23 protein-coding genes are annotated in these 22,503 nt (G+C 69.9%); 4 read left to right on the top strand and 19 right to left on the bottom strand.

The window, feature by feature from the left end:
• Positions 1-86 precede the first annotated feature (86 nt).
• From ACFU6I_RS19575 to ACFU6I_RS19630, 12 genes are all read right to left on the bottom strand, one after another.
• Complete coding sequence (locus ACFU6I_RS19575) at positions 87-770, bottom strand: class F sortase (RefSeq protein ID WP_384368078.1); 684 nt, start codon at positions 768-770, stop codon at positions 87-89.
• Positions 771-775: 5 nt separating this feature from the next.
• Positions 776-1,384 (bottom strand): hypothetical protein, encoded by a 609-nt coding sequence (locus ACFU6I_RS19580; RefSeq protein ID WP_384368081.1) that lies wholly within the window; start codon positions 1,382-1,384, stop codon positions 776-778.
• A gap of 141 nt (positions 1,385-1,525) precedes the next feature.
• On the bottom strand, positions 1,526-2,314 hold the full coding sequence (locus ACFU6I_RS19585) for an HAD-IIA family hydrolase (protein WP_266985294.1): 789 nt from the start codon (positions 2,312-2,314) through the stop codon (positions 1,526-1,528).
• A gap of 263 nt (positions 2,315-2,577) precedes the next feature.
• Entirely contained in the window at positions 2,578-3,642 is a 1,065-nt protein-coding gene (locus tag ACFU6I_RS19590; protein WP_384368084.1) for a 2-aminoethylphosphonate ABC transporter substrate-binding protein, read from the bottom strand.
• Positions 3,643-3,682: 40 nt separating this feature from the next.
• Positions 3,683-4,480 carry an ABC transporter permease gene (locus ACFU6I_RS19595; RefSeq protein WP_384368087.1) on the bottom strand — a complete coding sequence of 266 codons (798 nt, stop codon included), beginning with the start codon at positions 4,478-4,480 and terminating at the stop codon, positions 3,683-3,685.
• Entirely contained in the window at positions 4,467-5,357 is an 891-nt protein-coding gene (locus ACFU6I_RS19600; protein ID WP_384368090.1) for a 2-aminoethylphosphonate ABC transporter permease subunit, read from the bottom strand. The genes ACFU6I_RS19595 and ACFU6I_RS19600 overlap by 14 nt, the downstream gene beginning before the upstream one ends.
• Complete coding sequence (locus tag ACFU6I_RS19605; protein WP_384368093.1) at positions 5,350-6,441, bottom strand: ABC transporter ATP-binding protein; 1,092 nt, start codon at positions 6,439-6,441, stop codon at positions 5,350-5,352. Before ACFU6I_RS19605 ends, ACFU6I_RS19600 begins: the two co-directional genes overlap by 8 nt.
• Entirely contained in the window at positions 6,438-7,145 is a 708-nt protein-coding gene (locus ACFU6I_RS19610) for a phosphonatase-like hydrolase (protein ID WP_384368096.1), read from the bottom strand. The genes ACFU6I_RS19605 and ACFU6I_RS19610 overlap by 4 nt, the downstream gene beginning before the upstream one ends.
• Positions 7,142-8,266, bottom strand: a complete 1,125-nt coding sequence (locus ACFU6I_RS19615; protein ID WP_384368098.1) for a TIGR03364 family FAD-dependent oxidoreductase — start codon at positions 8,264-8,266, stop codon at positions 7,142-7,144. The genes ACFU6I_RS19610 and ACFU6I_RS19615 overlap by 4 nt, the downstream gene beginning before the upstream one ends.
• A gap of 133 nt (positions 8,267-8,399) precedes the next feature.
• Positions 8,400-9,164: a GntR family transcriptional regulator gene (locus ACFU6I_RS19620; RefSeq protein WP_384368100.1), complete on the bottom strand. Its 765-nt coding sequence runs from the start codon at positions 9,162-9,164 to the stop codon at positions 8,400-8,402.
• 55 nt (positions 9,165-9,219) lie between these two features.
• A complete protein-coding gene (locus tag ACFU6I_RS19625; protein WP_384368102.1) occupies positions 9,220-10,467 on the bottom strand; it encodes a peptidase in 1,248 nt (415 codons plus the stop codon).
• A 188-nt stretch (positions 10,468-10,655) separates the two neighbouring features.
• On the bottom strand, positions 10,656-11,858 hold the full coding sequence (locus ACFU6I_RS19630; RefSeq protein WP_384368105.1) for an ROK family protein: 1,203 nt from the start codon (positions 11,856-11,858) through the stop codon (positions 10,656-10,658).
• Positions 11,859-11,920: 62 nt separating this feature from the next.
• Between ACFU6I_RS19630 and ACFU6I_RS19635 the strand changes: the two genes are divergently transcribed.
• Positions 11,921-13,048 carry a Gfo/Idh/MocA family oxidoreductase gene (locus tag ACFU6I_RS19635; RefSeq protein ID WP_384368108.1) on the top strand — a complete coding sequence of 376 codons (1,128 nt, stop codon included), beginning with the start codon at positions 11,921-11,923 and terminating at the stop codon, positions 13,046-13,048.
• Complete coding sequence (locus ACFU6I_RS19640) at positions 13,045-13,524, top strand: heme-degrading domain-containing protein (RefSeq protein WP_384368111.1); 480 nt, start codon at positions 13,045-13,047, stop codon at positions 13,522-13,524. The genes ACFU6I_RS19635 and ACFU6I_RS19640 overlap by 4 nt, the downstream gene beginning before the upstream one ends.
• Before the next feature lie 71 nt (positions 13,525-13,595).
• Here ACFU6I_RS19640 and ACFU6I_RS19645 read toward each other — a convergent pair whose 3' ends face one another.
• The 6 genes from ACFU6I_RS19645 to ACFU6I_RS19670 all read right to left on the bottom strand — a co-directional run bounded on the left by ACFU6I_RS19645 (position 13,596) and on the right by ACFU6I_RS19670 (position 18,618).
• Positions 13,596-14,456, bottom strand: coding sequence for a fumarylacetoacetate hydrolase family protein (locus ACFU6I_RS19645; RefSeq protein WP_326792318.1), 861 nt, complete (start codon positions 14,454-14,456; stop codon positions 13,596-13,598).
• A gap of 135 nt (positions 14,457-14,591) precedes the next feature.
• The gene (locus tag ACFU6I_RS19650) at positions 14,592-15,362 is read right to left on the bottom strand and encodes a YidC/Oxa1 family membrane protein insertase (RefSeq protein ID WP_345517919.1); all 771 of its coding nucleotides are present in this window, start codon (positions 15,360-15,362) and stop codon (positions 14,592-14,594) included.
• A gap of 121 nt (positions 15,363-15,483) precedes the next feature.
• A complete protein-coding gene (locus tag ACFU6I_RS19655) occupies positions 15,484-15,819 on the bottom strand; it encodes a DUF6412 domain-containing protein (protein WP_384368114.1) in 336 nt (111 codons plus the stop codon).
• A gap of 212 nt (positions 15,820-16,031) precedes the next feature.
• Positions 16,032-17,585: a sodium:solute symporter gene (locus ACFU6I_RS19660; RefSeq protein ID WP_384368117.1), complete on the bottom strand. Its 1,554-nt coding sequence runs from the start codon at positions 17,583-17,585 to the stop codon at positions 16,032-16,034.
• Complete coding sequence (locus ACFU6I_RS19665; RefSeq protein WP_327249530.1) at positions 17,582-17,740, bottom strand: DUF3311 domain-containing protein; 159 nt, start codon at positions 17,738-17,740, stop codon at positions 17,582-17,584. Before ACFU6I_RS19665 ends, ACFU6I_RS19660 begins: the two co-directional genes overlap by 4 nt.
• Positions 17,741-17,817: 77 nt before the next feature.
• Complete coding sequence (locus tag ACFU6I_RS19670; protein WP_384368120.1) at positions 17,818-18,618, bottom strand: class E sortase; 801 nt, start codon at positions 18,616-18,618, stop codon at positions 17,818-17,820.
• A 75-nt stretch (positions 18,619-18,693) separates the two neighbouring features.
• On the opposite strand from ACFU6I_RS19670, the gene ACFU6I_RS19675 reads away from it, so the two are divergent.
• Together ACFU6I_RS19675 and ACFU6I_RS19680 are read left to right on the top strand one after the other, a co-directional pair.
• Complete coding sequence (locus ACFU6I_RS19675; RefSeq protein WP_384368123.1) at positions 18,694-19,692, top strand: SEC-C metal-binding domain-containing protein; 999 nt, start codon at positions 18,694-18,696, stop codon at positions 19,690-19,692.
• A 140-nt stretch (positions 19,693-19,832) separates the two neighbouring features.
• Complete coding sequence (locus tag ACFU6I_RS19680) at positions 19,833-20,729, top strand: NaeI family type II restriction endonuclease (protein WP_384368126.1); 897 nt, start codon at positions 19,833-19,835, stop codon at positions 20,727-20,729.
• Between the two features lie 27 nt (positions 20,730-20,756).
• On the opposite strand, the gene ACFU6I_RS19685 is transcribed toward ACFU6I_RS19680, so the two are convergent.
• The coding region (locus ACFU6I_RS19685; protein WP_384368129.1) for a DEAD/DEAH box helicase at positions 20,757-22,503 on the bottom strand (1,747 nt) is incomplete at its 5' end.

The raw sequence follows: 22,503 nt of genomic DNA on the forward strand, positions 1-22,503 counted from the left end.
CCGCGGTCGAGGACCGGCCCGGTCGGCGCCCCGGGGGGAAACGGGTGGCCGGCCGGGCCAGGTGCACCCATCCACCGGACGGTCCGCTACGCGGACTTGCCCGCGGACGGCTTCTCGCCGGTCAGGTACGCCGAGACGACCACATTGGCGTTGTACTCGTGCGACGCGCGGTCGAACGTGCCGCCGCAGGTGATCAGCCGCAGCTCCGCCCGGCCGTCCTTGCGGGGCCCGTAGGCCTTGTGGGCGTCGAAGCGTTTCCGGGTGAAGACCTGGACGTCGTCGATGGTGAATTCGGCGACCGAGCCGTCCGTCCGGACGACCCGGACCTTCGCGCCGGGACGGGCCGCGCTCAGTCCGTAGAAGACGGCCGGTTTGGTCTCGGTGTCGACGTGGCCGACGAGGAGTGCTGCGCCCGCCGCGCCGGGTCGGATGCCGCTGCCGTACCAGCCGACGGTCTGCGATTTCGCGAACGGTGGCGGGTCGATCCCTCCCGCCTTGTCCAGGCCGCGGGCGACGACGGGGGCCCGGACTCCTATGGAGGGAATCTCGATGCGTTCCGGCGCCGCGCCCTTGATCGGGGCGTGCGCCGCGGGCAGCGGTACACCGTGGGGGCGCCCGACGGCCGCGATGTCACCGGTGGTCGGGGCGGAGCTGGCGCCGGAGCCGTCGGTGATGCCGCGGCCCCAGAGCCACAGTCCCAGGAGCAGAGTGGCCCAGGCCACTCCGGTGAGCAGTCGGCCGGACCCTGCCGGGCGGTTCGAGGCGGACATCTCGTTCAGTCCGCGGCCGTGCGGCGACGGCGGGCGCTGCGGAGGACTACGGTGACGGCCGCGACGGCGGCCAGGGCCAGCCCGAGCACGGCGTGCCCGGTGCCGGGGCCGTCCTGCTCGGCCGTCTGTTCGGTGAGGACGGCGGTGCCTCCGCCACCGGCGCGGACCGGGGCGATCGGGGCGAGCGGTCCGGCGCCTGCGACGACGGTGACCGTGCCGGACACCCTGGTGTCCTGGTCGCCGTCACAGGTCACCCAGATGTCGTACGCGCCGGGTGCGGCGTCTGAGCGAATCCTGGCTCGTGTGATGAGCCCGTTGCGGTCGTCGGCCGAGAAGCTCGCATCGGAGGCGAAGGCGTCGGAGATCCCTTTGGCCTCCTTGCCCTTGCAGCCGTCGACCTGCAGGTCCACCTCATCGCCGGGGGCGAGGGAGGACGGGGTCACCGAGAGGGTGGCGTGGGACTTCGAGGCCTTCTCGGAGCCGGTGCCGGAGCCCGAGCCGGTGCCGGAGCCCGAGCCGGTGCCGGAGCCGGAGTCGGCCAGTGCGGCGGGAGCGGGTATCAGGGTCGCCGCGATCACCGCGGCCCCACAGAACGTGAGGGGTATGGAACGCATCGTGAACCTCCTGATGGCAGGTTCACGCGTCCGGCGGCTTTTCGCATCCGCAGGGGTGAGGGACTGGGCCGTGCGGGTTCAGCTCCTCGGGAAACGAAAGGGTGCGGGGAAGGTACGCGGGCGGCCTTCCCCGCACGGGGCTCAGCTCACGTCGACGAGGTCGACCAGGTCGGCGATGGAGTCGACGACTGTGGAGGGCCGGAACGGGTAGCGGTCGATGTCGGCGGGGGTCGTCAGGCCGGTCAGCACCAGGAAGGTGTGCATGCCCGCCTCCAGGCCGGCGAGCACATCTGTGTCCATCCGGTCACCGATCATGGCGCTGGACTCGGAGTGGGCACCGATCGCGTTCAGCCCGGTGCGCATCATCAGCGGGTTGGGCTTGCCCGCGAAGTACGGGTCCTTGCCGGTGGCCTTGGTGATCAGCGCGGCGACGGCCCCGGTGGCGGGCAGCGGGCCCTGAGCCGACGGGCCGGTCTCGTCGGGGTTGGTGCAGATGAAGCGGGCGCCGCCGTTGATCAGCCGGATCGCCTTGGTGAGCGCCTCGAAGCTGTACGTCCGGGTCTCACCGAGGACGACGTAGTCCGGCTCCTGGTCGGTGAGGACGTAGCCGATGTCGTGCAGCGCGGTGGTGAGTCCGGCCTCGCCGATGACATACGCGGTACCGCCCGGCCGCTGGTCGTCGAGGAACTTCGCGGTGGCCAGCGCGGAGGTCCAGATGTTCTCGACCGGGACGTCGAGACCCATGCGTGCCAGCCTGGCGTGCAGGTCGCGCGCCGTGTAGATCGAATTGTTGGTGAGGACCAGGAACGGCAGCCCGGAATCCCGCAGCCGCTTGATGAAGGCGTCGGCCCCGGGGATCGGCGTCCCCTCGTGGATGAGGACTCCGTCCATGTCGGTGAGCCAGGATGTGATCGGCTTGCGCTCTGCCATGTGGGACTCCTGCCGTACGCCGTGTGCGGGGACGCCGGCGGCACCGCGTTGTGCAGCGCCGACATCGCCGATTTTAGAGGTACGGGCAGGTGGCGGGGGTCGGCGGCGGTCCCGTACCCGACCCGGACCGATCCGGACTCCCACCAGGAATGCACTCAACTCCCCGCTTTTGGCGAGGAGTTGAGCTTCAGTCCAGACCCGTTATCTTTCCGGTGCGGATCACCGGTGGCCCATATCGGCGCCAGGCCCTGTGGAGCGGGGGTTCAGCTGCCGGTGGCGGTCTTCCAGGCGCCGACGTAGTCGTCCAGGTGAGCGCCGATGTCCGACCAGTCCGGCTCGAAGACCTCCACTCCGTCCATCAGCCCGGTCAGCGCGATCGCGTTGGCATCGGTGGCCTCGACGTCCTTACGGGCGGCGAAGCCGCCGCCGACCTCGCTGACGTCCTTCTGCGCCTGCTCGGAGAGCATGAAGTCGAGCAACTTCTTGCCGTTGGCGCTGTGCGGAGCCTTGTCGACCAGTCCGGCCGCGTACGGCAGGGCGAAGGTGGTGGGCTTGGAGCCGGCCTTCGCGGGGAACCAGATGCCGAGGTTCGGCATGTCCTTGGACTGGGCGTAGTTCATCTGGACGTCACCGTTGGCGACGAGGAGTTCACCCTTGTCGACCTTGGGGGCGAGCTTGCCGGTGGAGGCGGACGGGCCGACGTTGTTGGCCTGGAGCTTCTTCAGGTACTCCATCGCCGGCTCCTTGCCGCCGAAGTCGTGCATGGCCTTGATGAGCACGGCCGTGCCGTCACCGGCGACTCCGGGGGTGGAGTACTGGATCTTCTCCTTGTACGCCCCGTCGAGGAGCTGTTCCCAGGTGGCGGGCGCGGTCTTCAGCTCCTTCTTGTTGTAGACGAACCCGAAGTAGTTGTTGACGACCGAGGTCCACTTTCCGTCGGACGCCTTGTCGGCGCCGTCGACCTGGTCGGAGCCGGCCGGTTCGTACGCCGTCAGCAGGCCTTTGGAGTCGGCCTGCTGGATGAACGGCGGAAGGGTGACGAGGACGTCGGCCTGGGTGTTGGACTTCTCGCGGACGGCGCGCTGCACCATCTCGCCGGAACCGCCCTCCACGTACTTGACCTTGATGCCGGTCTTCTTCTCGAAGTCCTTGAAGACCTTGTCGTACCAGCCGTCGCCGTTCTCGCCCTTGAGCCCGTCGGCGCTGTAGACGGTGACGACCTTCTCGTCGGAGGCGGCGGAGGAGGACCCGCCGCAGGCGGAGAGGGTGGCGGCGAGGGCGAGGCAGCCGGTGACGGCGGCTACCGGCTTGAGGAGGTTCTTGCGCATGGGTGAGGTATCTCCTGGAAGGTGAGTAAGCATCGGGGTGTCAGCGGTACGAGGCCCTGGTGCGGATGCGGGCGACTCCGAGGAGCACGAGCAGCGTCGTCCCCATGAGGACCACCGCGACCGCGGCACCGGTGAAGAGCGAGCCACGGTCGGTCGCCGCGAAGATCTGCACCGGAAGCGGAGTCCAGTCGGGCGGGTAGAGCATCATCGTGGCGCTCAACTCGCCCATGGACAGGGCGAAGCAGAGCCCTGCGGCCGCGGTGAGGGCGGGCAGCAGGAGCGGCAGTCTGATCCGCCACAGGACGTAGGACGGGCGGGCACCGAGACTGGCCGCCGCCTGTTCGTACATCGGGTCAAGACGCACTATTGCAGCCGAAACCGACTGATAGGCAAACGCCGTGACAAGAATGGTGTGCGCCAGGATCACGATCCAGCGCGTTCCGTTGAGCAGCAACGGCGGCTTGCTGAACGCGACGAGCACGGCGAGACCGACGACGACGGACGGCACGGCGACCGGCAGCATGAACAGCCCGTCCAGGAATCGGCGTCCGCGCCGTCGCAGCGAGGCGGCGGCGAGCGCGGCCCAGGAGCCGACGGTGAGGGCGAGCAGGCTGGCGCTGACGGCGGTGATCAGGCTGGTGGTGAGGGCCTGGAGCGAGTCGCCGCTGGTGGCGGCCTTGTAGTGCTCGGAGGTCGGTCCCGACGGGAAGGCGCCGGACCAGTTGGTGGTGAACGACGCGGCGACGATCACCAGCAGCGGCACCGCGAACAGCGGGACGAAGAGCAGGAAGAACACGGCCCAAGTGGCCCACTTCCCGGTACGGCTATGCACCAACACGGCGGCTCACCATCCGATACAGGCTGTAGAGGCCGACGGAGATCGCGATGTTGACGACGGCGACGACGCAGGCGGCCGGGTAGTCGGACTCCAGGATCGCCTTGCCGTAGACCAGCATCGGCAGGGTCGTGACACCTTTCGCGCCGGTGAACAGCACGATGCCGAACTCGTTGAGGCACATCACGAGGACGAGGGAGCCGCCCGCGGCGAGCGCCGGGAGCGCCTCCGGGAGGATCACCTGCCGCACGATCCGGGCCGGCTTCGCGCCCAGGGAGGACGCCACCTCCAGTTGCGCGGTGTCGAGCTGGGAGAACGCGGCGAGCAGCGGCCGCATCACGAACGGGGTGAAGTACGTGATCTCGGCGAGGAGGACACCCCACGGGGTGGTGAGGAAGTGGAAGGGCCCGTCCGCCGCCCCGGTGACATCCGTCCAGACGCCGTTGGCCATGCCGACGGTGCCGTAGATGAACAGCAGGGCGAGCGTGATCAGGAAGGACGGGAAGGAGAGGAAGACGTCGATGAACCTGGCGACCGCCCGGCCGCCGGGAAACGGCACGAAGGCGATCACCAGCGCGAGGACGAAGCCCAGCACCAGACAGCCGACCGTCGAGCCGACGGCGAGCCAGACGGTGGTGGTCAGTGCCGAGCGGAACGACGCGGAGGCGAAGACGTCGCCGTACGGGGCGAGCGAGGTGCCGCCCTCGTCCGGGCTGACGGACTGCTGAACGACGAGGGCCAGTGGGTACAGGAAGACGAGGGCGAGGACGGCGACGGGCGGGAGCGCCCAGAGGAACTTGCTGGGTCCCGTCCAACGATTGCGGACAAGACGGCTGCCGGACGCACCCGCGGACACGTCTCCGGCCACGGCGCTAGCCATGGACCCCTCCCCCGACGCCGGCGCCCGCCGGCAGCAGCACCGCGTCCTCGGCGGCGAAGTGCACGGTGACCTTGTCGCCGAGCACCGGGGTCTCGCGAAGTTCGCGCAGGTCGGCCTTGATCCGGTGGCCGTGGATGTCGACGTACAGCCGGTGGGTGGAGCCGCGCCACTGGACCTCGGCGAGAGTGCCGGTCAGCGCGTTGGGGCCGTCGCCGAGTCCGACCAGGTGGGGCCGGACGCAGAGGGTGGCGGCGACGCCGCCCGCCACCTCGCCGGTCGGCACGGCGAGTGCCTGCCCGGCGAAGTCGACGGCGCCGGTGGTGCCTGCGACGGTGACCGGCAGCAGGTTGGCGTTGCCGACGAACGACGCGGTGAACTCCGTACGCGGGCGTCGGTACAGCTCCTGCGGGGTGCCGCAGTCCTGGAGCCGCGCCTTGTCCATGACCGCGATCCGGTCGGCGAGAGTGAGCGCCTCGACCTGATCGTGCGTGACGTACAGGATGGAGACGTCCGGCAACTCCCGGTGCAGCCGCGCCAGTTCGGCAAGCATCCCGGAGCGCAGCTGGGCGTCGAGCGCGGACAGCGGTTCGTCGAGCAGGAGTACGCCCGGGCGGATGGCGAGAGCTCGGGCGATGGCGACGCGCTGCTGCTGTCCCCCGGAGAGCTCACGCGGGTAGCGCGTGGCGTACGCGGCCATGCCGACGAGTTCGAGGGCTTCGGCGACCCGCTCGGGTATCTCCGCCTTCGCGACCTTGCGGGCCTTGAGGCCGAAGGCGACGTTGTCCCGGACCCGCATGTGCGGGAACAGGGCGTACTGCTGGACGACCATGCCGATACCGCGCTTGTGCGGCGGCAGGCCGGTGACGTCCCGGTCGCCGAGCCGGATCCGCCCGGAGACGGGCTGGACGAAGCCGGCGACGGCGCGCAGGGCCGTGGTCTTGCCGGACCCGGACGGCCCGAGCAGGGCCATGACCTCGCCGGGTTCCACCGTCAGGTCGAGCCGGTCGAGGACGATGTTCCCGCCGTACGCGACGCTGACCTGGTCGAACCGGATACCGCTGCCCTGGGTGGCCCCGCCGGTCATGCTTCCGCCCGGGCGATGAGGTCCGGCAGCTCGGCGACCGAGCCGAGTACATGCGTGGCACCGTTGCGCTGCAGCTGTTCCTTGTCGTGTGCGCCGGTCAGCACGCCGGCGACGATCCCGGCGCCGGAGCGTACGCCACTGAGCATGTCGTACGAGGTGTCCCCAGCGACAACGATCTGCTGGACGCCGTCCACGGCCCCGGTGCGCAGGAACGCGGCGAGGACCATGTCCGGGTAGGGGCGGCCGCGGCCGCCCGCGTCGGCCGGGCAGAGGGTCAGGGCGACCAGGTCCTGCCAGCCGAGCGCGGCGAGGATCGCGTCCTGGGTGGTGCGGGCGAAGCCGGTGGACAGGACCACGGTCCGCCCTTCGCCCGTGAGCCGCTCGATGGCTGCGCGGGCACCCGGGACCGGCGCGATGCGGCCGCCGTCGACCAGCTCCCCGTAGGCCTCCTCGAAGGCGAGGTTGGCCTGCTGGGCCTTGCTCTCGTCGCCGAAGAGGTGCCGGAAGACGGAGATCTTGGACTCGCCCATGGTGGCGCGCACATAGGCGAGCTTCTCGGCGTGGTCGGCGGAGCCGGGCGCCACGCCGAGGCGTCGGGCCGCGGCGCCGAAGGCCTGCTCGACGAGGCCGCCGTCGGCGACGGTGGTCCCGGCCATGTCGAGGACGACGAGATTCAGCTTGTCGGTGTTGGTCAACTTCTTCACCAGCCCAGTTCGTTGGCGGTCGTTTCGGCGATGGCGGGCGAGCAGGTCATACCGCGGCCGCCCGGCCCGGTGACCAGCCAGACGCCGTCCCGCACCTGCTGGCGGTGGACGACCCGGCTGGTGTCGGTGCACTGGGCGTAGACCCCGGCCCAGCGGTGGCGGATCCTCGGCAGGGGGCGGCCGAGGAAGGACTCGACGACCCGGGTGAGGTGTTCGTACGGCTCCTCGACGACATCGAACGCGAACGGGTGCTCGTACTCGTGGGTGTCGCCGATGGTCAGTCCGCCGTCCTTGCGCTGCACCATCAGCAGCTGCATCCGGTGCTCGGCCGCGGTCGGCGCTTGGGCCTGACCGGCGTTGAGTGCGTCGAGCGCCTCGCTCCGGTACGCCGGGTAGTAGCGGAAGCTGTCGGCGTCGGCGACGGACGTGGTGAGCGCTTCGCCGAGTGGGTCGGTCTGCATCATCTGGAGGCGGACGCGGCGCACGGGCAGCTCGGGTCCGGCCAGCTCGCGGACGAGGCCACCGAGCCAGGCGCCGGTGCACAGGATGACGGCGTCGCCGGTGTGCACGTCGCCGTGGTCGTCGCGGACGGAGGCGGTACCGACGACCTCGCGGACCTCACGGCCGCCGAGGAACGTGTACCGGCCGGACGCCTCCAGCTTCTGCTTCAGTGCCAGCTGTGCCGTGCGCGGCTCGACGGCGGCGTCCTGCTCGCACCACAGGGCGGCGACGTAGTCACCGCGGAGCGCGGGGTTGATCGCGCGGGCCTCGTCGGCCGTCAGCAGCTTGTAGCCGCGGGCCGCGGCGTCGGGGCGGGCGACGGCCGCCTCGGCGACGGCGATCTCCAGCTCGGTGCGGAGCGGGGTCAGCGAACCGCAGGGCCGGAAGCCCAGGCCGGTCACCTGCTCCCCGATGCCCTCCCACAGTTCGCGGGCGCGCAGCGCGGTCTCCAGCTCTTCGCCGCCGGCCCGGCCGCTGACCCATATCTGTCCGAAATTGCGGAGCGATGCTCCGCGTGCCTCGCTCTCGCGCTCGATCTGTACGACCTCGTGGCCGCGGTTCACTGCGTGCCAGGCGTGCATGGTTCCCACCACGCCGGCTCCTACGACGATGACTCTCACGACGGCAACGCTCCTGGCGGCGCATGACTCGCACGGATCGGTATGGCAACGGGAGGGTGAACTGGGACCCAAGGTTGGCCTAGACCCGTTACATTGCCGTTATCCAAGTGAGTCGATTGCCGCGCCGTACCGCTCAGCCCTGGCGGCCCAGGTGTGCGGTGAAGGAGAACCTGTCGCCGCGGAAGAGCGTGCGCACCCGCTCCAGCGGCTGCCCGCTCGCGTCCCGCGAGATGCGGTGGAGCAGCAGCATGGGCAGGGCGGGCGGCGTACCGATCAGCAGCGCCTCGCGCGGGGTGGCGAGCACGGTCTCGATCCGCTCGTCCGCGTCGCCGAAGGTGATCCCGAGCCGGTCGTGGAGGTAGGCGTAGAAGGACGAGTCGGGGTCGAACTCCGTATCCAGGTCCGGTACGCGGGCGACGGAGACATAGGTGCTCTCCAGACCGACCCGGTCGTCGTCGGCGAGCAGCACACGCTCCAGATGCCAGACCGGTTCGCCCCGCTCGACGCCGGTCTCGGCGGCGAGTGCGGCGGGGCAGGGGAACTGCTCCAGGCCGATGAGGTGACGGCCCGGTGTCCGCCCCTGGCGGCGTACGCCCTCCGTGTAGCTCGCGAGGGAGAGCGGCTGCTCCAGCTTGGGCCCCGCGACGACGGTGCCGCGGCCCTGACGGGCGAGGCGGCCCTCCAGCAGGAGTTCACGCAGCGCCTGCCGCACGGTCTCGCGCGACACCTCGTAACGGACCGCGAGATCACGCTCGGTGGGCAGCATGCCGCCCTCACCCAACTCCTCTATGAGGGCGGAGACATGGGCCTTCACGGCGTAGTACTTGGGGATACGGCCGTGCTCCGGGATGCCGGATCGGATCGGTGCGCCAGGTGCCTGGTCGTGCAGGTAGTCCACCTGCCGATGGTGGCAGACGGACATGAACGACGGTGAACGTTTCGGGGCCCTCAGGTCAACGACGGGTGCGACGGAGCCGCCGCGCCCCTCTCACGGCGGCCACACCGCCGACCAGACAGAGCACGGCGGCGACACCCTCGGCCCAGATGACGGCCCCCGGTCCGGTCCTGGCGAGCTCGGGCCGGTCCTGCGGATCCCGGGCGGTTGACGGCACCTCTCCGGAGCCCTTGAGGCTGGGCATGTCACCGGACCCCCCGATGACACCGCCGCCGTCGGCCCGGCCCGCGTCACCGGACCCTACGGCGTCACCGCCGCCATCGACCCCGCCCGCGTCACCCGTACCCCCGATGACACCGCCGCCGTCGGCCCGGCCCGCGTCACCGGACCCCCCGACGACACCGCCGCCATCGACCCCGCCCGCGTCACCCGTACCCCCAATGACACCGCCGCCGTCGGCCCGGCCCGCGTCACCGGACCCCCCGACGACACCGCCACCATCGACTCCACCGGTGTCGCCGATTCCCGGAGTGGCGCTGTCGAGGGGCGGTTCGGGCAACACATCCCCCTCTCGGCTGATGCCGCCGACATCACCCGTACCTCCCGTGTCTTCGTCACCGGTGTCGCCACCACTGGTGTCGTCCTCGACCACGTCGAAGACGTAGTCGTCGGACTCACCGACCCAGTCCCCGTCGTCACCCGCCGGCGTCTTCTTGGCACCGTCGGCAGTCGCGGCCTGCTTCCGCTGCACGATCGCGGCCTTGGCGGTGATCCGATTGGGTCCTGTGTCGGAGGTGAACGCCATCCGGACCTGGACGGTGACGGTGCGCCCCGCAGGGATGGTGAAGCCGCCGAACGTGTCGGCGCCGTCGCCGCCGAAGACGCCGATGTGCTCGTCGCGGTCGGTCGTCTCCCAGGTGACGCGATGCGGGACGTCGGGGAGGTCCGGGTCCGAGAACTCCAGCTGGATCTGCTCGGAGGTCAGCTTCTCGTCCTCGTCGGTGAGGACCAGAACCGGATGGATGGAGCCACAGGGCTTCGAGGTCGTATTGGTCAGATCCAGGAACCAGGTGCCGTATCCCCCGCCGGACGCATACGTCTCCTGGCCACCGCGGATCCGGGTCGTGATCGGGAAGTCTTCCGCCGTCGGGTCACCACAGGCGGGTTGCTGGTCGGCGGTGGCGGCAACGGGCACCGCGGCGGCGTCGGCGGATGCGGCGGACGCGCCGCCGAGCACGACGGACGCCGCGGCCAGTCCGAGGGCAATTCCGCGGCGCGGCCGGGGAGGGGGAGGCGTGGGAGGCATTGGGGGGGACACCCTTTGCTGCTCGCGAAACGGCCGGATCGCCCCGTACCCGGAGTTCACCGGTTTCGGAGGGGCTCACAAAATGGGCGCCCCTCATGGGCGGCGACGCTGCCACGCACGCGCGACCCGGCACACCCCGACATGCGGGAGAGTCGCCCGGTCGGGCGACCCGAACCGCTCGAACGGCCCTACGCTCCGGCGCCGCCGAGTCGCCCGAACAGCGGGGCGAGGACGAGCTGGGCGGCCCCCTCGGCGACCGGCCGGTCCCCGCCCGCGGTCATGACGAGCGGCACGGCCGCACCGATGCCGTCACGCCGGACGCGCTCACCGATCACGGCCCGGACCCCTCGGACGTACGCATCGGGGTCGGCGTCGACGGTACGGCCGCCCAGCACCACCCGGTCGATGTCGAGCAGCCCGACCAGGTTGGCGGCGCCGGTCCCGAGCACCCGCGCGGCCTCTGCGGCATCGCCGCCCGAGACGGCGGCGAGGCAGAGCGCCTCGATACAGCCGCGACCGCCGCAGCTGCACAGGGGCCCGTCCAGCAGCACGGTCTGATGCCCGAACTCACCGGCCCCGGTCCTGGCCCCGCGATGCACGGCCCCACCGAGCACGAGCCCGGCACCGAGCCCGGTCCCGAGATGGAGATACGCGAAGTCCCCCGGCCCGTCGGCCCGCAGGGCGAGCCCGAGAGCGGCGGCATTGGTGTCCTTGTCGACGACGACGGGCAACCCGGTGCGAGCGGTGAGAGCCTCCCGGAGCGGAAACCCGTCCCACTGCGGGAACCCGGTGACGCGATGCAGCACACCCCCCCGGTGATCAAGCGGCCCGGGCACGGCGACACCCAGCCCGAGCACGGTGGACGGCGGAGCCACGGGGGAGGCTGCGTGCGGCCCGGAGCCGGTTCCGTCGGCGACGGTGGGCCCGGAGCTTTCCGGCCCTGCTTCCGCGGCCTCGCCCGAGTCCGGCCCGCCGGGCCCACCCATCACCAGGCCCACCTCCCGGGCCGCAGCGGCGACCACCTCGCCCGCCGGCGCGCCGAAATCCAGCGGCGTCCTGCGGCTCGCCACGACCGTGCCCGCGAGGTCGACCAGGACCACCGTCAGTTCGTCGCGGTCCAGGTGCAGCCCCACCGCGTGTCCCGCGTCCGGAACCAGGCGCAGCACCGTGCGTGGCTTGCCGCCCGTGGAGGCACGGTGGCCCGCCTCCGCCGCCAGGCCCTCCGCCCGCAGCCGGGCGGTGATCTTGCTGACGGCCTGCGGGGTGAGCCCCGTCCGTTCCGCCAGCTCCAGCCGGCTGATCCCCCGCTCGCCCGCGACACGCAGCAGGTCCAGCACGAGCGCCGCGTTGTGGCTGCGCAGTGTCGGTAGGTTCGCTCCGGTGTTACTCATGTTCACTGCCCCATTGTCTCCTTCGCTTGCACTTTGGCAACAGCGTTGCTTAAGTGGATTGCATGACTGGCATCACGACACCCCGGACGCCCGGCTCCCCCCTCCGCGTCGGACTCGTCGGCTACGGCCTGGCGGGTTCCGTCTTCCACGCCCCGCTGATCGCCGCGACCGAGGGACTGGCCCTCGACACGGTCGTCACGTCGAACGAGGAGCGTCGGGCCCAGGCCCGTGCCGAGTTCCCCGACGTCCGGTTCGCCGCGTCGCCCGAGGAGCTGTGGGCGCGCGCCGACGAGCTGGACCTGATCGTGATCGCCTCCCCCAACAAGACCCACGTCCCGATCGCGACCGCCGCGCTCGAAGCCGGTCTGCCGGTCGTCGTGGACAAGCCGATCGCCGGCACAGCCGCCGAGGCGCGCGAGCTCGCCGCGCTGGCGCAGGAGCGCGGGCTGCTGCTGTCCGTCTTCCAGAACCGCCGCTGGGACAACGATTTCCTGACGCTCTCCCAGCTGGTCGCGGACGGCGAGCTCGGTGACGTACAGCGTTTCGAGTCCCGTTTCGAGCGGTGGCGCCCGCAGCTCAAGGGCGGCTGGCGCGAGTCGGGCGACCCGGAGGAGATCGGCGGGCTGCTGTACGACCTGGGCAGCCACGTCGTCGACCAGGCGCTCGTGCTGTTCGGCCCGGCGGTGCGGGTGTACGCGGAGTCCGACGTACGCCGCCCCGGCGCCGTCACCGACGACGACACGTTCATCGCGATCACCCATGCGAACGGGGTCCGCTCGCATCTGTACGTCAGCGCCACCACCGCCCAGCTCGGGCCGCGCTTCCGCGTGCTCGGTTCGCGGGCCGGTTACGTGAAGTACGGTCTCGACCCGCAGGAGGCCGCCCTGCGTGAGGGCCACCGCCCGTCCGCCGCCGCTTCGGGCTGGGGCGAGGAGCCCGAGACCCTGTGGGGCCGGACCGGTTCGGGCGAGTCGCCGCTGACCGGTGGCGGCACCCCGGTCCGCACCCTGCCGGGCGACTACCCGGCGTACTACGCGGCGGTCGCTGACGCGGTGCGCGGAAAGGGCGAGAATCCGGTGACGGCGCTGCAGGCCGCCGCGGCCCTGGACGTCCTGGAGGCCGCCCGCCGCTCGGCCCGCGAGGGCGTCACCGTCACCCTGTCCACCGCTTCCGAGGAGCAGTCCGTATGAACCCCACCGCTCCGACCATCTCCGAGCTCATCGCGCAGGAGCGCCGGCTGACGCTGCCACATTTCAGTTACGACGACGCGTACGCACTCGGCGGGCTGCTCGTCTCCATGGCCCGGGAGCGCCACGCGCCGGTTGCGATCGACATCCGGCGCGGTGCCCAGCAGCTGTTCCATGCCGCGCTGCCCGGTTCGAGCGCGGACAACGACGCGTGGATCGACCGCAAGCGCAAGGTCGTCGAGCGGTACGGCGAGAGCTCGTACCTGGTCGGGACCCGGTTCCGGGCGAAGGGGACGACGTTCGAGGACTCCTCGCGGCTGGACCTGGACACGTACGCCGCGCACGGCGGTTCGTTCCCGATCGCGGTCGAGGGCGCGGGCGTGATCGGCACGGTCACGGTGTCCGGGCTGCCGCAGGCGGAGGACCACGCACTGGTCGTCGAGGCACTGGAACAGTTCGCCACCACGATCTCCGGCTGAGACGACGGAAACGACGGAGGGGTGGCTCGCCGCATCAGCGGCCCGCCACCCCTCCGACCTTTACGCAACGGCTACGCGTCCTTCAGCTCCTGCCGCTGCCGCCCGAGGCCCTCGATCTCCAGCTCGACGACGTCCCCCGCCCGCAGATACGGCTTGGGATCCGGCTGCCCCAGGGCCACGCCGGCCGGTGTACCGGTGTTGATGACATCACCCGGGTACAGCGTCATGAACTGGCTGAGGTAGCGGACCACCTCGCCCACCGGGAAGATCTGGTCGGCGGTCGTGCCGTTCTGCTTCAGCTCGCCGTTGACCCAGAGCTTCAGCGGCAGCGCCTGCGGGTCGGAGACCTCGTCGGCCGTCACGAGCCACGGCCCCAGCGGGTTGAACGTCTCGCAGTTCTTGCCCTTGTCCCAGGTGCCGCCGCGCTCGATCTGGAACTCGCGCTCGGAGACGTCGTGCGCGACCGCGTACCCGGCGACATGGCCGAGCGCTTCCTCCGCGGAGTCCAGATAACGGGCGGTGCGGCCGATGACCACGGCGAGCTCGACCTCCCAGTCGGTCTTGACGCTGCCGCGCGGCACCAGCACCGTGTCCTCGGGCCCGACGACGGTGTCCGGCGCCTTGAAGAAGAGGATCGGCTCGGCCGGAATCGCCGCGCCGGTCTCGGTGGCATGGTCGTGGTAGTTCAGCCCGATGCACACGATCTTGCCGATGCGGGCGAGCGGCGGCCCGACCCGCAGCCCCTCGGCGTCGAGTGCGGGCAGCTCGCCGGGCGCGGCAGCGGCGGCCCGTACCCGCGCCAGCGCGGACTCGTCGGCGAGCAGGGCGCTGTCGATGTCGGTGACGATTCCCGACAGGTCACGCAGGGTTCCGTCCTGGTCCAGCAGCGCCGGTCGTTCCGCACCTGCCGTACCCACGCGAAGCAGCTTCACGGTCTTTCTCCCCTTGGTCGAGATCGGGCCCGTCGGATGGGTGGCGGCCATCGCAGGCTTGGCCGATCCTCCAAGACATCGGATCACTCCGCAAGACCCTGTTCACACACTGGACCGGCGCACTCGCCCCGCCGGTTACGCCACGGTGGCCATGGCGGCGCCGGCGGCCGGCATGTCGCGGTAGAGAGCGGCGCGCTCGATCGCGGTCCAGGTGGTGCTCGTGACGATGTAGAGCGCGGCGGCGAGCGGCACGTACGCCACCGAGACGAGCGTGAAGAAGGACATCAGCGGCATCAGCTTCGTCATCGCGCCCATGCCCGGCACGGGCTGCCCGTCGGGACCGGTGGCGGGGGTGGCGGGGGCGGCCGCGAGCTGGCGCTTCGTACGGCGGTAGTTGAACGTCGCGACCACGGCGACGATCACGAAGAGGCCGAGATAGACGACGCCCTGGGTGCCGAACGGTCCGCCGGCCGCGAGCGCGTCGTGCCAGCGCTCGCCGAGCGGGGCGCCGAAGAGGTCGTGGCCGAGCAGCTCGTTGGGGTCGCCACCGATCTTCTGGCTGGAGAAGAGGTGGTACAGCAGGAAGAAGGCGGGCATCTGCAGGAGGCTGGGCAGGCAGCCGGACAGCGGCGAGACCTTCTCCTCCTTGTGCAGCTCCATGAGCGCCTTCTGCATGCGCTCGGGGTTCTTGGCGTGTTTCTTGCGCAACTCGGCGATCTGCGGCTGGAGCTTGGTGCGGGCCTTCTGCCCACGCGCCGCGGCCCGCGAGAGGGGGTGCACGGCGAGTCGCACGAGCGCGGTGAAGAGGACGATCGCGGCGGCGGTGGCCGCGCCCTGGAAGAGCGGGTGCAGCAGATCGGCGAAGGAGCCGACCAGGGCGGCGAAAGCGGACATGAACGTGGACATGGATGAGCCCTCCGGGGGTCTCGTCGTGCCGGGAGAAGAGCGATCTGGCTCGGCATGACGACCCGCGCGGGGCACGCCTGAGCACACGTACTCGTGCTCGGGCGGAGAAGCTGCGAAGTCCCTACGCGGCCGTCAGGAGGGCACGGCCGGGGGCTCGGGGCCGCCTGCGGCCCTTGGCGTCGGGATCGCGCTGCGGCAGGAACGCGGTGCGTTTCTCGCGGTCGCGCATGGCTGTACGGACCCGGGTGCGGGGCACCGGGGCGGCGCAGCGGGCGCTGATGACCGAACAGGCGACGAGCGCGGAACCGGCGGCGGCGGTGGCGGCGAGCGCGACCGCCGCGGAGAGACTGCCGCTCTCGGCGAGGAGGACCTCGGTGAGCAGGAAGAGCAGGATTCCGACGGGCCGGGGCAGGCGGGTGATGCCACCGCGCAGGCGGTTGCCGATGCTGCTGCTCATCGATCCCTCCCCCGCTCGGTCCGGTGGGCTCGCTCGTTCGGCCCTCCAGTCGTTATACACGATGGCCCGGGGAGTCGGCCGATGTCGGACGGCGTCGGTCGTCGGCGGCCGGAGGAGCCGGCGCGGCGCGAGCCGGGCACGGCCGCGCTCACGCCGGGCCTACGCCGCACCACTGCAGTCGGTCGGGCTGTCGCTGGTGACGGCGGTCGGTGTCAGGCTCCTGCGGAACCGGCGCCCGCGACGGTAACGGCCTCACTCCCCGTCGTGGGGGAGGCCGCCAGAGCCGGCTCCCCGATCTCGTCCCGCGCGAGCACCTCGCTGTCCGGCCGCTCGTCGTGCTCGCGCGGACCCGCGTACGTCACCGCGAGTGCGACGACGAGGTTGGCGGCGAGCGCGACGATGCCCGCGTTCACACCCCACACCGGATCGTTCTCGGTGAACACGAACCCGCAGACCGTTCCCACCCCGACGGCCAGCCCGGCCAGCGCCCCGAGCAGCGTCAGCCGCCGCCACATCAGCCCCAGCAGCACCATGGGGAGCAGCTGCGCCATCCCCTCGTACGAGATGAGGGAGAGCCGCACCAGCGTGTTCGGCGCCGTGTAGGTGAGCACGAGCGCGATCACGCCCGCGGCCACGACGACGGTCTGGGCGGCGCCCTTCTGCCGGTGCTGCCAGCGCGGTACGAGCGAGAGCACGCTGCGCCCCCACATCGTGCCGATGACCAGCATGAAGACCGCCATGGGCACGATCGAGGACAGCGCGGCGGCCACCCCGATGACGCCGACCGCCCAGGCGGGCAGCGAGTCCACGACGAGCTTGAAGAGCGCGAGGTTGGACTCGGCGCCGACGAGCCCCGGCACGACGAAGAGGGCGGCCATGCCGAGCAGCATCGGGACGAAGAGCAGCACGTTGTAGGCGGGCAGCCACATCGCGTTGCGGCGCAGCACGTCGGCGTTCTTCGCGCCGAGGTAGCCGGCGACGGTGGTCGGGAAGATCACCACGGTGAGGGAGTTGAGGAACGAGGTGGTGATGAACCATGCCTTCCCGAGCCCGCTGTCGCCGTGCCCGGGGAAGGTCAGCCACTCGCTCTTCTCGGTGACGAGCCGGTCGAGGAAGGGCCCGTATCCGTCGAAGTAGTGCAGCGGTACGTAGAGGACGAGAAACCCGAGAGTGGCGATCACCAGCACGTCCTTGAGGACGGACACCCAGGCGCTGCCGCGCAGCCCGCTGACCACGACGAAACCCGTGGTGACGGCGAAGGCTATGAAGTACGCCCAGTTCAGGCTGATGGCACCGTACGAGATGGTGGAGACGACGACGCCCATGCCGGTGATCTGCAGCTGGATGTACGGCAGCAGGAACACGGTCGCGAGGACGGCGACGAGGGCGCCGAGCCAGGGCCGCCCGAAGCGGTGCGCCACCATGTCGGTGATCCCGACGAGCCCGTGCCGACGCGCGTACGCCCAGAGCATCGGGCCGACCACGTATCCGACGGCGTACCCGCAGGACATGTAGGCCACCACGTAGAGCACCGGCGCCCCGTAGTTGTAGCCCCATCCGGCAGCCCCCAGATAACTGAAGCTGGTGTATCCCTCGCCGGCCATCAGCACCCAGATGAAAACGGCCCCGAGACTGCGTCCGCCGACGGACCACTCGGCGAGCCCGCCCCTGCCACCGCTCCCCCGCCCCCGCACGGCGAGCAGCCCGAGCACCACGGTGACCACCATGAAGGCCCCGAAGACCGAGGTCGCCACCGCGGCGTTCATCGGCGGTCCCCCCGTCGGGTCAGCCATACGGCGACGGGTGTGAGCAGCGTCGCCCCGAGCAGCCACACGAAGAGGAACGGCAGTCCGAGTACGACGGGATCGACCCGGTTCACGAACGGCAGCGCTCCCAGGTAGAGCACGTAGGGAACCAGCAACCACAACAACTGCGGACGACGTCTGAACACGTAAGGGAACCTTAGTCCGGTAATGGCACCGCTGTTCCGCGAGGGCACTACCGCGCCCTGGCTCCCGTCAGCCTCCCCCACACGACGAGCCGGTACCGGGAGGTGAACTCGGGTGTGCACGTGGTCAGCGTCACGTAGGCACCGGGCTCGCTGTACCCGACGTGAGGCCGCACATTGCTGCGCGGAACGGCGGCGATCACCCCGCTGTCCCGCGGAGACGTCCGGGACAGCGTCCTGTCGACGACGTACGTGTACACCCGCTCCCGGGTCTCGACGGTGATCCGGTCGCCCCGGCGCAGCCGGTTGATGTACCGGAACGGTTCGCCGTGCGTGTTGCGGTGCCCGGCGAGCGCGAAGTTCCCCACGCCGCCGGGCTGCGCGGTGCGCGGGTAGTGCCCGACGTACCCCTTGTCGAGGACGCCGCTCTTGCTGATGCCCTGCGCGACCGGCGCGGCGAGCCCGAGGCGCGGGATGCGGATGACGGCGTACGCCTGATCCCAGCGAGGCGCGCGCGCCGCAGCCGTCGTACGCCCGCTCCCGCCGCCACCGGTCCGCGACACCGGGGCCGAGCCGTCGTCCCCGCCCCCACTGTCCGAGGGCCCCACCTGCTGTCCGCCCCCGTCCGTGCCCCGGCCCCACTCCTGCTCCAGGGCCCGCACCTGGTGCTCGGCTCCCGCCCTGGCCTGCCGATTGGTCCACCACAGCTGATGGACGACGAGAAGCAGCAGCACGACACCCAGGGTCATGACCGCCTCGGCGCCCGTCCACAGCCCACGCGCGGCGACGCGTCGCCCCCGCGGGTTCCGCTGCACCGCGACCGGTATCCGCTCCCTCACGGCCCGCACCATAGGGGCACGACCCGTAACTCACCAGGGCCGGAACAACCCTCCGCCCAGTAGCCGTACAGCAGTACGGTGTGGTTCATGCGCCCCGACACGCCTGCTGACCACATCGCCGAAGCCGAGCGCCTGCTGCGCACCGCGGCGCAGTACCCCGACGACCGGGAGCCGATGCTCCTGCGCGCCGCAGCCCACCTGGAACTCGCCGACCAGCGCCCCCGCGCCGCCACCCTCTACGACGAACTGCTCGCCGCGCATCCCGCCGACCCGTCCCTGATCAAAGCCCTCAAGGCGGCGAACCTCTGGGAGTACGGTCACGAGGCCGAGGCCCGCGCGATCATCGACGGCCTCCGCGCGGCGGGACCGCTCGAAGCGGCCCCCTGGAGGATCGCGGCCGAGACCCTCGAATCGCACGACGAGCTGGAGTCGGCGCACGACTTCTTCTCGACCGCGCTGACCCTGCTCCTGGCTCCGGGCGAGGAAGTCCCGTACGCCACCCAGTCCCTGCTGTTCGGCCGCCACCGCGTACGACGCCTGATGGGACTCGGCCACGACGCCTGGGACGAGCTCGCCGACACCCTCCACAGCGCCAAGGTCCCGCTCGACGAGCTCCACGACCCGAAGCGCCTGTGGTCGCTGGGCTCGTCCGACCCGGGCGAGCTCCAGGCCGAGATCGCCCGCCTCCGCGCGGAACTGGGCACCTATCGCACGGCTCTGTCCCGCCCGTTCCCGGTGGCGGTCCTGCACTGGACGGCGGCGGAACTCGACGAGCTCCTGACCGCGTACCCGGCCCTGCGCACCGAGTACCCGTCCCACCCCGAGCACCTGACCCGCCTGGAAGCCTCTCTCCGCGACCTGTATGCGGCAGGGACCCCGAACCTCGGCATCGTCACCGGCACGGTCCCGTCGTACGAGGCGTTCGCCGCCTCGGAGGCCGCGTCGCCGTCCGACCCGAACCTCCTCCCCCAGTACGCCACCACCCTCGCGTCCCGCGGCCGCGCGGTCCCGTGGCCGCCGGCCCGGAGCGCGGCGTGCTGGTGCGGGTCGGGGCGGACGTATCGGGAGTGCCACGGGGCGGCGTAGCTAGCCCCGCGCCCTTCACCTCGGGACCACGACGGAATCAGGAAAGTGCAACCACATTCTATTGCTTCACGAAGGGCTGCAGAGTGACCTTATTTGATCCACCAGGGCCCGTGGGAGGGGTCTGTGACGATCCCGAAATCATGCTGGTCAGGCAGCACCTCTTGAAACTTTCCCCCGACGGGAAGCGTTACGCGCGTGTGCTACGCGAAACAATTGACCAGCTACTCAACGGCGAAGCCACCGGAAGGTATGACTGGAACACCCTATTCAAGACCGAGAAGACACACGCTGGCACGCTGGTCGAGATTAATCTGCAACGCGAGTTCAAATTTGGTGACGGAATTACCATGGACTACCACATCGAAGGTATCGATGTGGACTGCAAGTACTCGCAACAGTTTGGCGGCTGGATGATCCCGCCCGAGGCTATTGGTCATCTTTGCCTGCTCATCTGGGCGGATGATAATAAGAGCCGCTGGAGCGCAGGCATTCTCCGCATACAGCGCGAATGGCTCAACGGTGGCAGCAACCGGGATATGAAGCTCACGGTTAAAGCGGAGCACCGCAACAAGATCACTTGGCTCTGGCGTGACGCCGAACTACCTGAGAATCTACTGCTGCGCATGCCCGCTTCAGACCTGGAGGCAATCTTCGCCTCCCCGTCGGGACAGGCGCGACTCAATGAACTGTTCCGCCGCGCCCAAATGCGCCGGATCAGTCGCAATGTCGTTCGGACCGTAGCGCAGCAGAAAGACTACATGAAACGCGTACGCGGCAACGGTGGTTCTCGATCTGCACTTCGGAGCGAAGGAATCCTGATCATGGGAGACTCCGCCAGTCACAGGGACATCGCAAAGAGGCTGAACCTCCCGATGCCGCAAGACGGAGAGTTTGTCAGCGCACGCGTCGCCCTAGCCGGCCCCCAGCATGAGTCCAGGCCTCAGGTCGTTCTCGACAGCGAGCGCTGGGCTTTGGCAAACTGCGATGACCCGTCCGCCCCCGCCCCTCTCCTGCCCAGTCGCAGCACCACACCGTAAACGGGACTGCCAATACGCCCGACGCCTCTACCCGCTGGAGGATACGCAGTCCAAATGGGCAAGCAGCGCCCGAACATCAGCCATGTCCATGCCTGCAGCGGCGGGTTCTTCCTCTTGGAGATCACCAAGCTGCCGCACTGATGGATCGTCCAAAATACGGCCCATGAATTCAAGTTTCGATTCCAGGCGGAGGGCTACGATCTCATCCACCGTCCCACGAGCTGCAAGGACGGTGACCCTAGTCTCGGTGCCTGGAGCAAGTCCCAGACGATGGATACGGTCAAGACTCTGCAGGAAGCGTCCCGCCATGAAGTCGCGGTCCACATAGAGGGCATCATGGCAGACCTGGTGGAGGCTGATTCCCTCACCAAGCGTTGCTGGATTAGAAATGAGAACCATGCAACTCGGATCCTCGCGAAAGCGCTGAATCTGCTCCTCCCGATCGAGGGTTCCCCCATGAATCGTCGCAGGGTCGTAGGGGGCAAGCAACTTTTCCAACGTTGTCAGACTGCGTACGAAAGTCGACCATACCAAGGTCTTGCGTCCCGCCCTCGCGTTATCGGCAACGATTTTCACGGCTTCCTGGTACTTGGGAGACAATTCATGTCGAGGAAGGTTCTTGAGAAGCGTGTGCAACGAGTCATCCGGCGACGACTCAAGTGGCGGAACCTGGTAGGACAGCGGCTCGTGGCGAGTCGTCCCCTCCGCAAGAAGCGCCGGACTGGTGGCCGCCATGAGCATCCGCAGCATGGCCTTCCCAAGGGAATCAAGGTCCCCCCGTCGAGATGAGGGGTTGCCTTTCAATGCCTCGTAGATCTCGCGGTGGAGGGGCGGCAGATCCACGTATCGGATCTTCGGCTCAAACGGCGGCAATCCGAGCTCGTGCTTCGTCGTTCGCGTGAACAGGGGGCGGAGCACCGAGCTTGCGTAGGCCAGGTCACCCCCGCCCACAGCGTCCGTCACCACACGCTTCCCGTGCCCGGGCCATACGAAGGAGAGGAGGTTCTCCAGATCCCGGGCTCCATTTGGCGCGGGCGTGCCCGTCAAAATCAGCCGTCGCTCAGCCAAGGGGCCCAGTGCCAGGCAAGCTGAACCATAGGTGCCACTTGCGCCGAGCTTCATTCGGTGCGCCTCGTCGAGAATCACCATTGAAGGGGCAGACCTCAGCCACGATGCAAGCCCGGCAACCGAGCGGCCGAGGCGCTCATAGTTCACTATCAACAGCTCAGCCCCCGGATCGGGAACACTCGCCATGACCGTGGTGCGAAGGGGCGCCTTGAAACAAGCCGTGCTCTCGTACTGCCAGGATTCATAGGCCGACTTCGGCCCGACGATCAGCAGGCGCTGGACGTCACCGCGCTCTCTCATGGCTGCGAACACAGCGAGCGCAACACGCGTCTTGCCGGCACCGGGAACGCTGAAGTTCGCTCCGTGCCTCAGCGACAGCAGTCGTGCGATGTCCCGCCTCTGGAATGCAGTCAGGTCGGCGATCCAGTCCGGGCCAAGTAGAACGTCGAGGTCGTCGGGAGCAACAGCATTTCCTGTCTCTCCACCATCCCCGTGGAGGCTGCTCTCAGCGGCCGCCGCATCGTCAAGAACACCATTCACGAGCTTGGCGAGGGCGTCTTCCCACTCCACACCATCGTGCAGCCATGTCGCGAGCTCGCTCAGACCGACAAGGAAATCGTCGAGCTCGACCTCTGCTACGAGGGGGCCTCGCTGGCCGCCCCCCGCGCTGCGGGCCGCCAGCGCGGCGCAGTCGCTCGGGAGCCCA

Origin of the sequence: Streptomyces sp. NPDC057486 (assembly GCF_042802415.1) — a bacterium.
GTDB classification, from domain to species: domain Bacteria; phylum Actinomycetota; class Actinomycetes; order Streptomycetales; family Streptomycetaceae; genus Streptomyces; species Streptomyces yanii.

Coding starts and splice junctions, on each gene's coding strand:
- ACFU6I_RS19660 (WP_384368117.1), bottom strand. CDS start 17,585: ATGAACGCCGCGGTGGCGACCTCGGTCTTCGGGGCCTTCATGGTGGTC.
- ACFU6I_RS19635 (WP_384368108.1), top strand. CDS start 11,921: ATGACTGGCATCACGACACCCCGGACGCCCGGCTCCCCCCTCCGCGTC.
- ACFU6I_RS19605 (WP_384368093.1), bottom strand. CDS start 6,441: ATGACCGGCGGGGCCACCCAGGGCAGCGGTATCCGGTTCGACCAGGTC.
- ACFU6I_RS19575 (WP_384368078.1), bottom strand. CDS start 770: ATGTCCGCCTCGAACCGCCCGGCAGGGTCCGGCCGACTGCTCACCGGA.
- ACFU6I_RS19580 (WP_384368081.1), bottom strand. CDS start 1,384: ATGCGTTCCATACCCCTCACGTTCTGTGGGGCCGCGGTGATCGCGGCG.
- ACFU6I_RS19655 (WP_384368114.1), bottom strand. CDS start 15,819: ATGAGCAGCAGCATCGGCAACCGCCTGCGCGGTGGCATCACCCGCCTG.
- ACFU6I_RS19670 (WP_384368120.1), bottom strand. CDS start 18,618: ATGGTGCGGGCCGTGAGGGAGCGGATACCGGTCGCGGTGCAGCGGAAC.
- ACFU6I_RS19650 (WP_345517919.1), bottom strand. CDS start 15,362: ATGTCCACGTTCATGTCCGCTTTCGCCGCCCTGGTCGGCTCCTTCGCC.
- ACFU6I_RS19675 (WP_384368123.1), top strand. CDS start 18,694: ATGCGCCCCGACACGCCTGCTGACCACATCGCCGAAGCCGAGCGCCTG.
- ACFU6I_RS19640 (WP_384368111.1), top strand. CDS start 13,045: ATGAACCCCACCGCTCCGACCATCTCCGAGCTCATCGCGCAGGAGCGC.
- ACFU6I_RS19600 (WP_384368090.1), bottom strand. CDS start 5,357: ATGGCTAGCGCCGTGGCCGGAGACGTGTCCGCGGGTGCGTCCGGCAGC.
- ACFU6I_RS19680 (WP_384368126.1), top strand. CDS start 19,833: ATGCTGGTCAGGCAGCACCTCTTGAAACTTTCCCCCGACGGGAAGCGT.
- ACFU6I_RS19590 (WP_384368084.1), bottom strand. CDS start 3,642: ATGCGCAAGAACCTCCTCAAGCCGGTAGCCGCCGTCACCGGCTGCCTC.
- ACFU6I_RS19625 (WP_384368102.1), bottom strand. CDS start 10,467: ATGCCTCCCACGCCTCCCCCTCCCCGGCCGCGCCGCGGAATTGCCCTC.
- ACFU6I_RS19630 (WP_384368105.1), bottom strand. CDS start 11,858: ATGAGTAACACCGGAGCGAACCTACCGACACTGCGCAGCCACAACGCG.
- ACFU6I_RS19585 (WP_266985294.1), bottom strand. CDS start 2,314: ATGGCAGAGCGCAAGCCGATCACATCCTGGCTCACCGACATGGACGGA.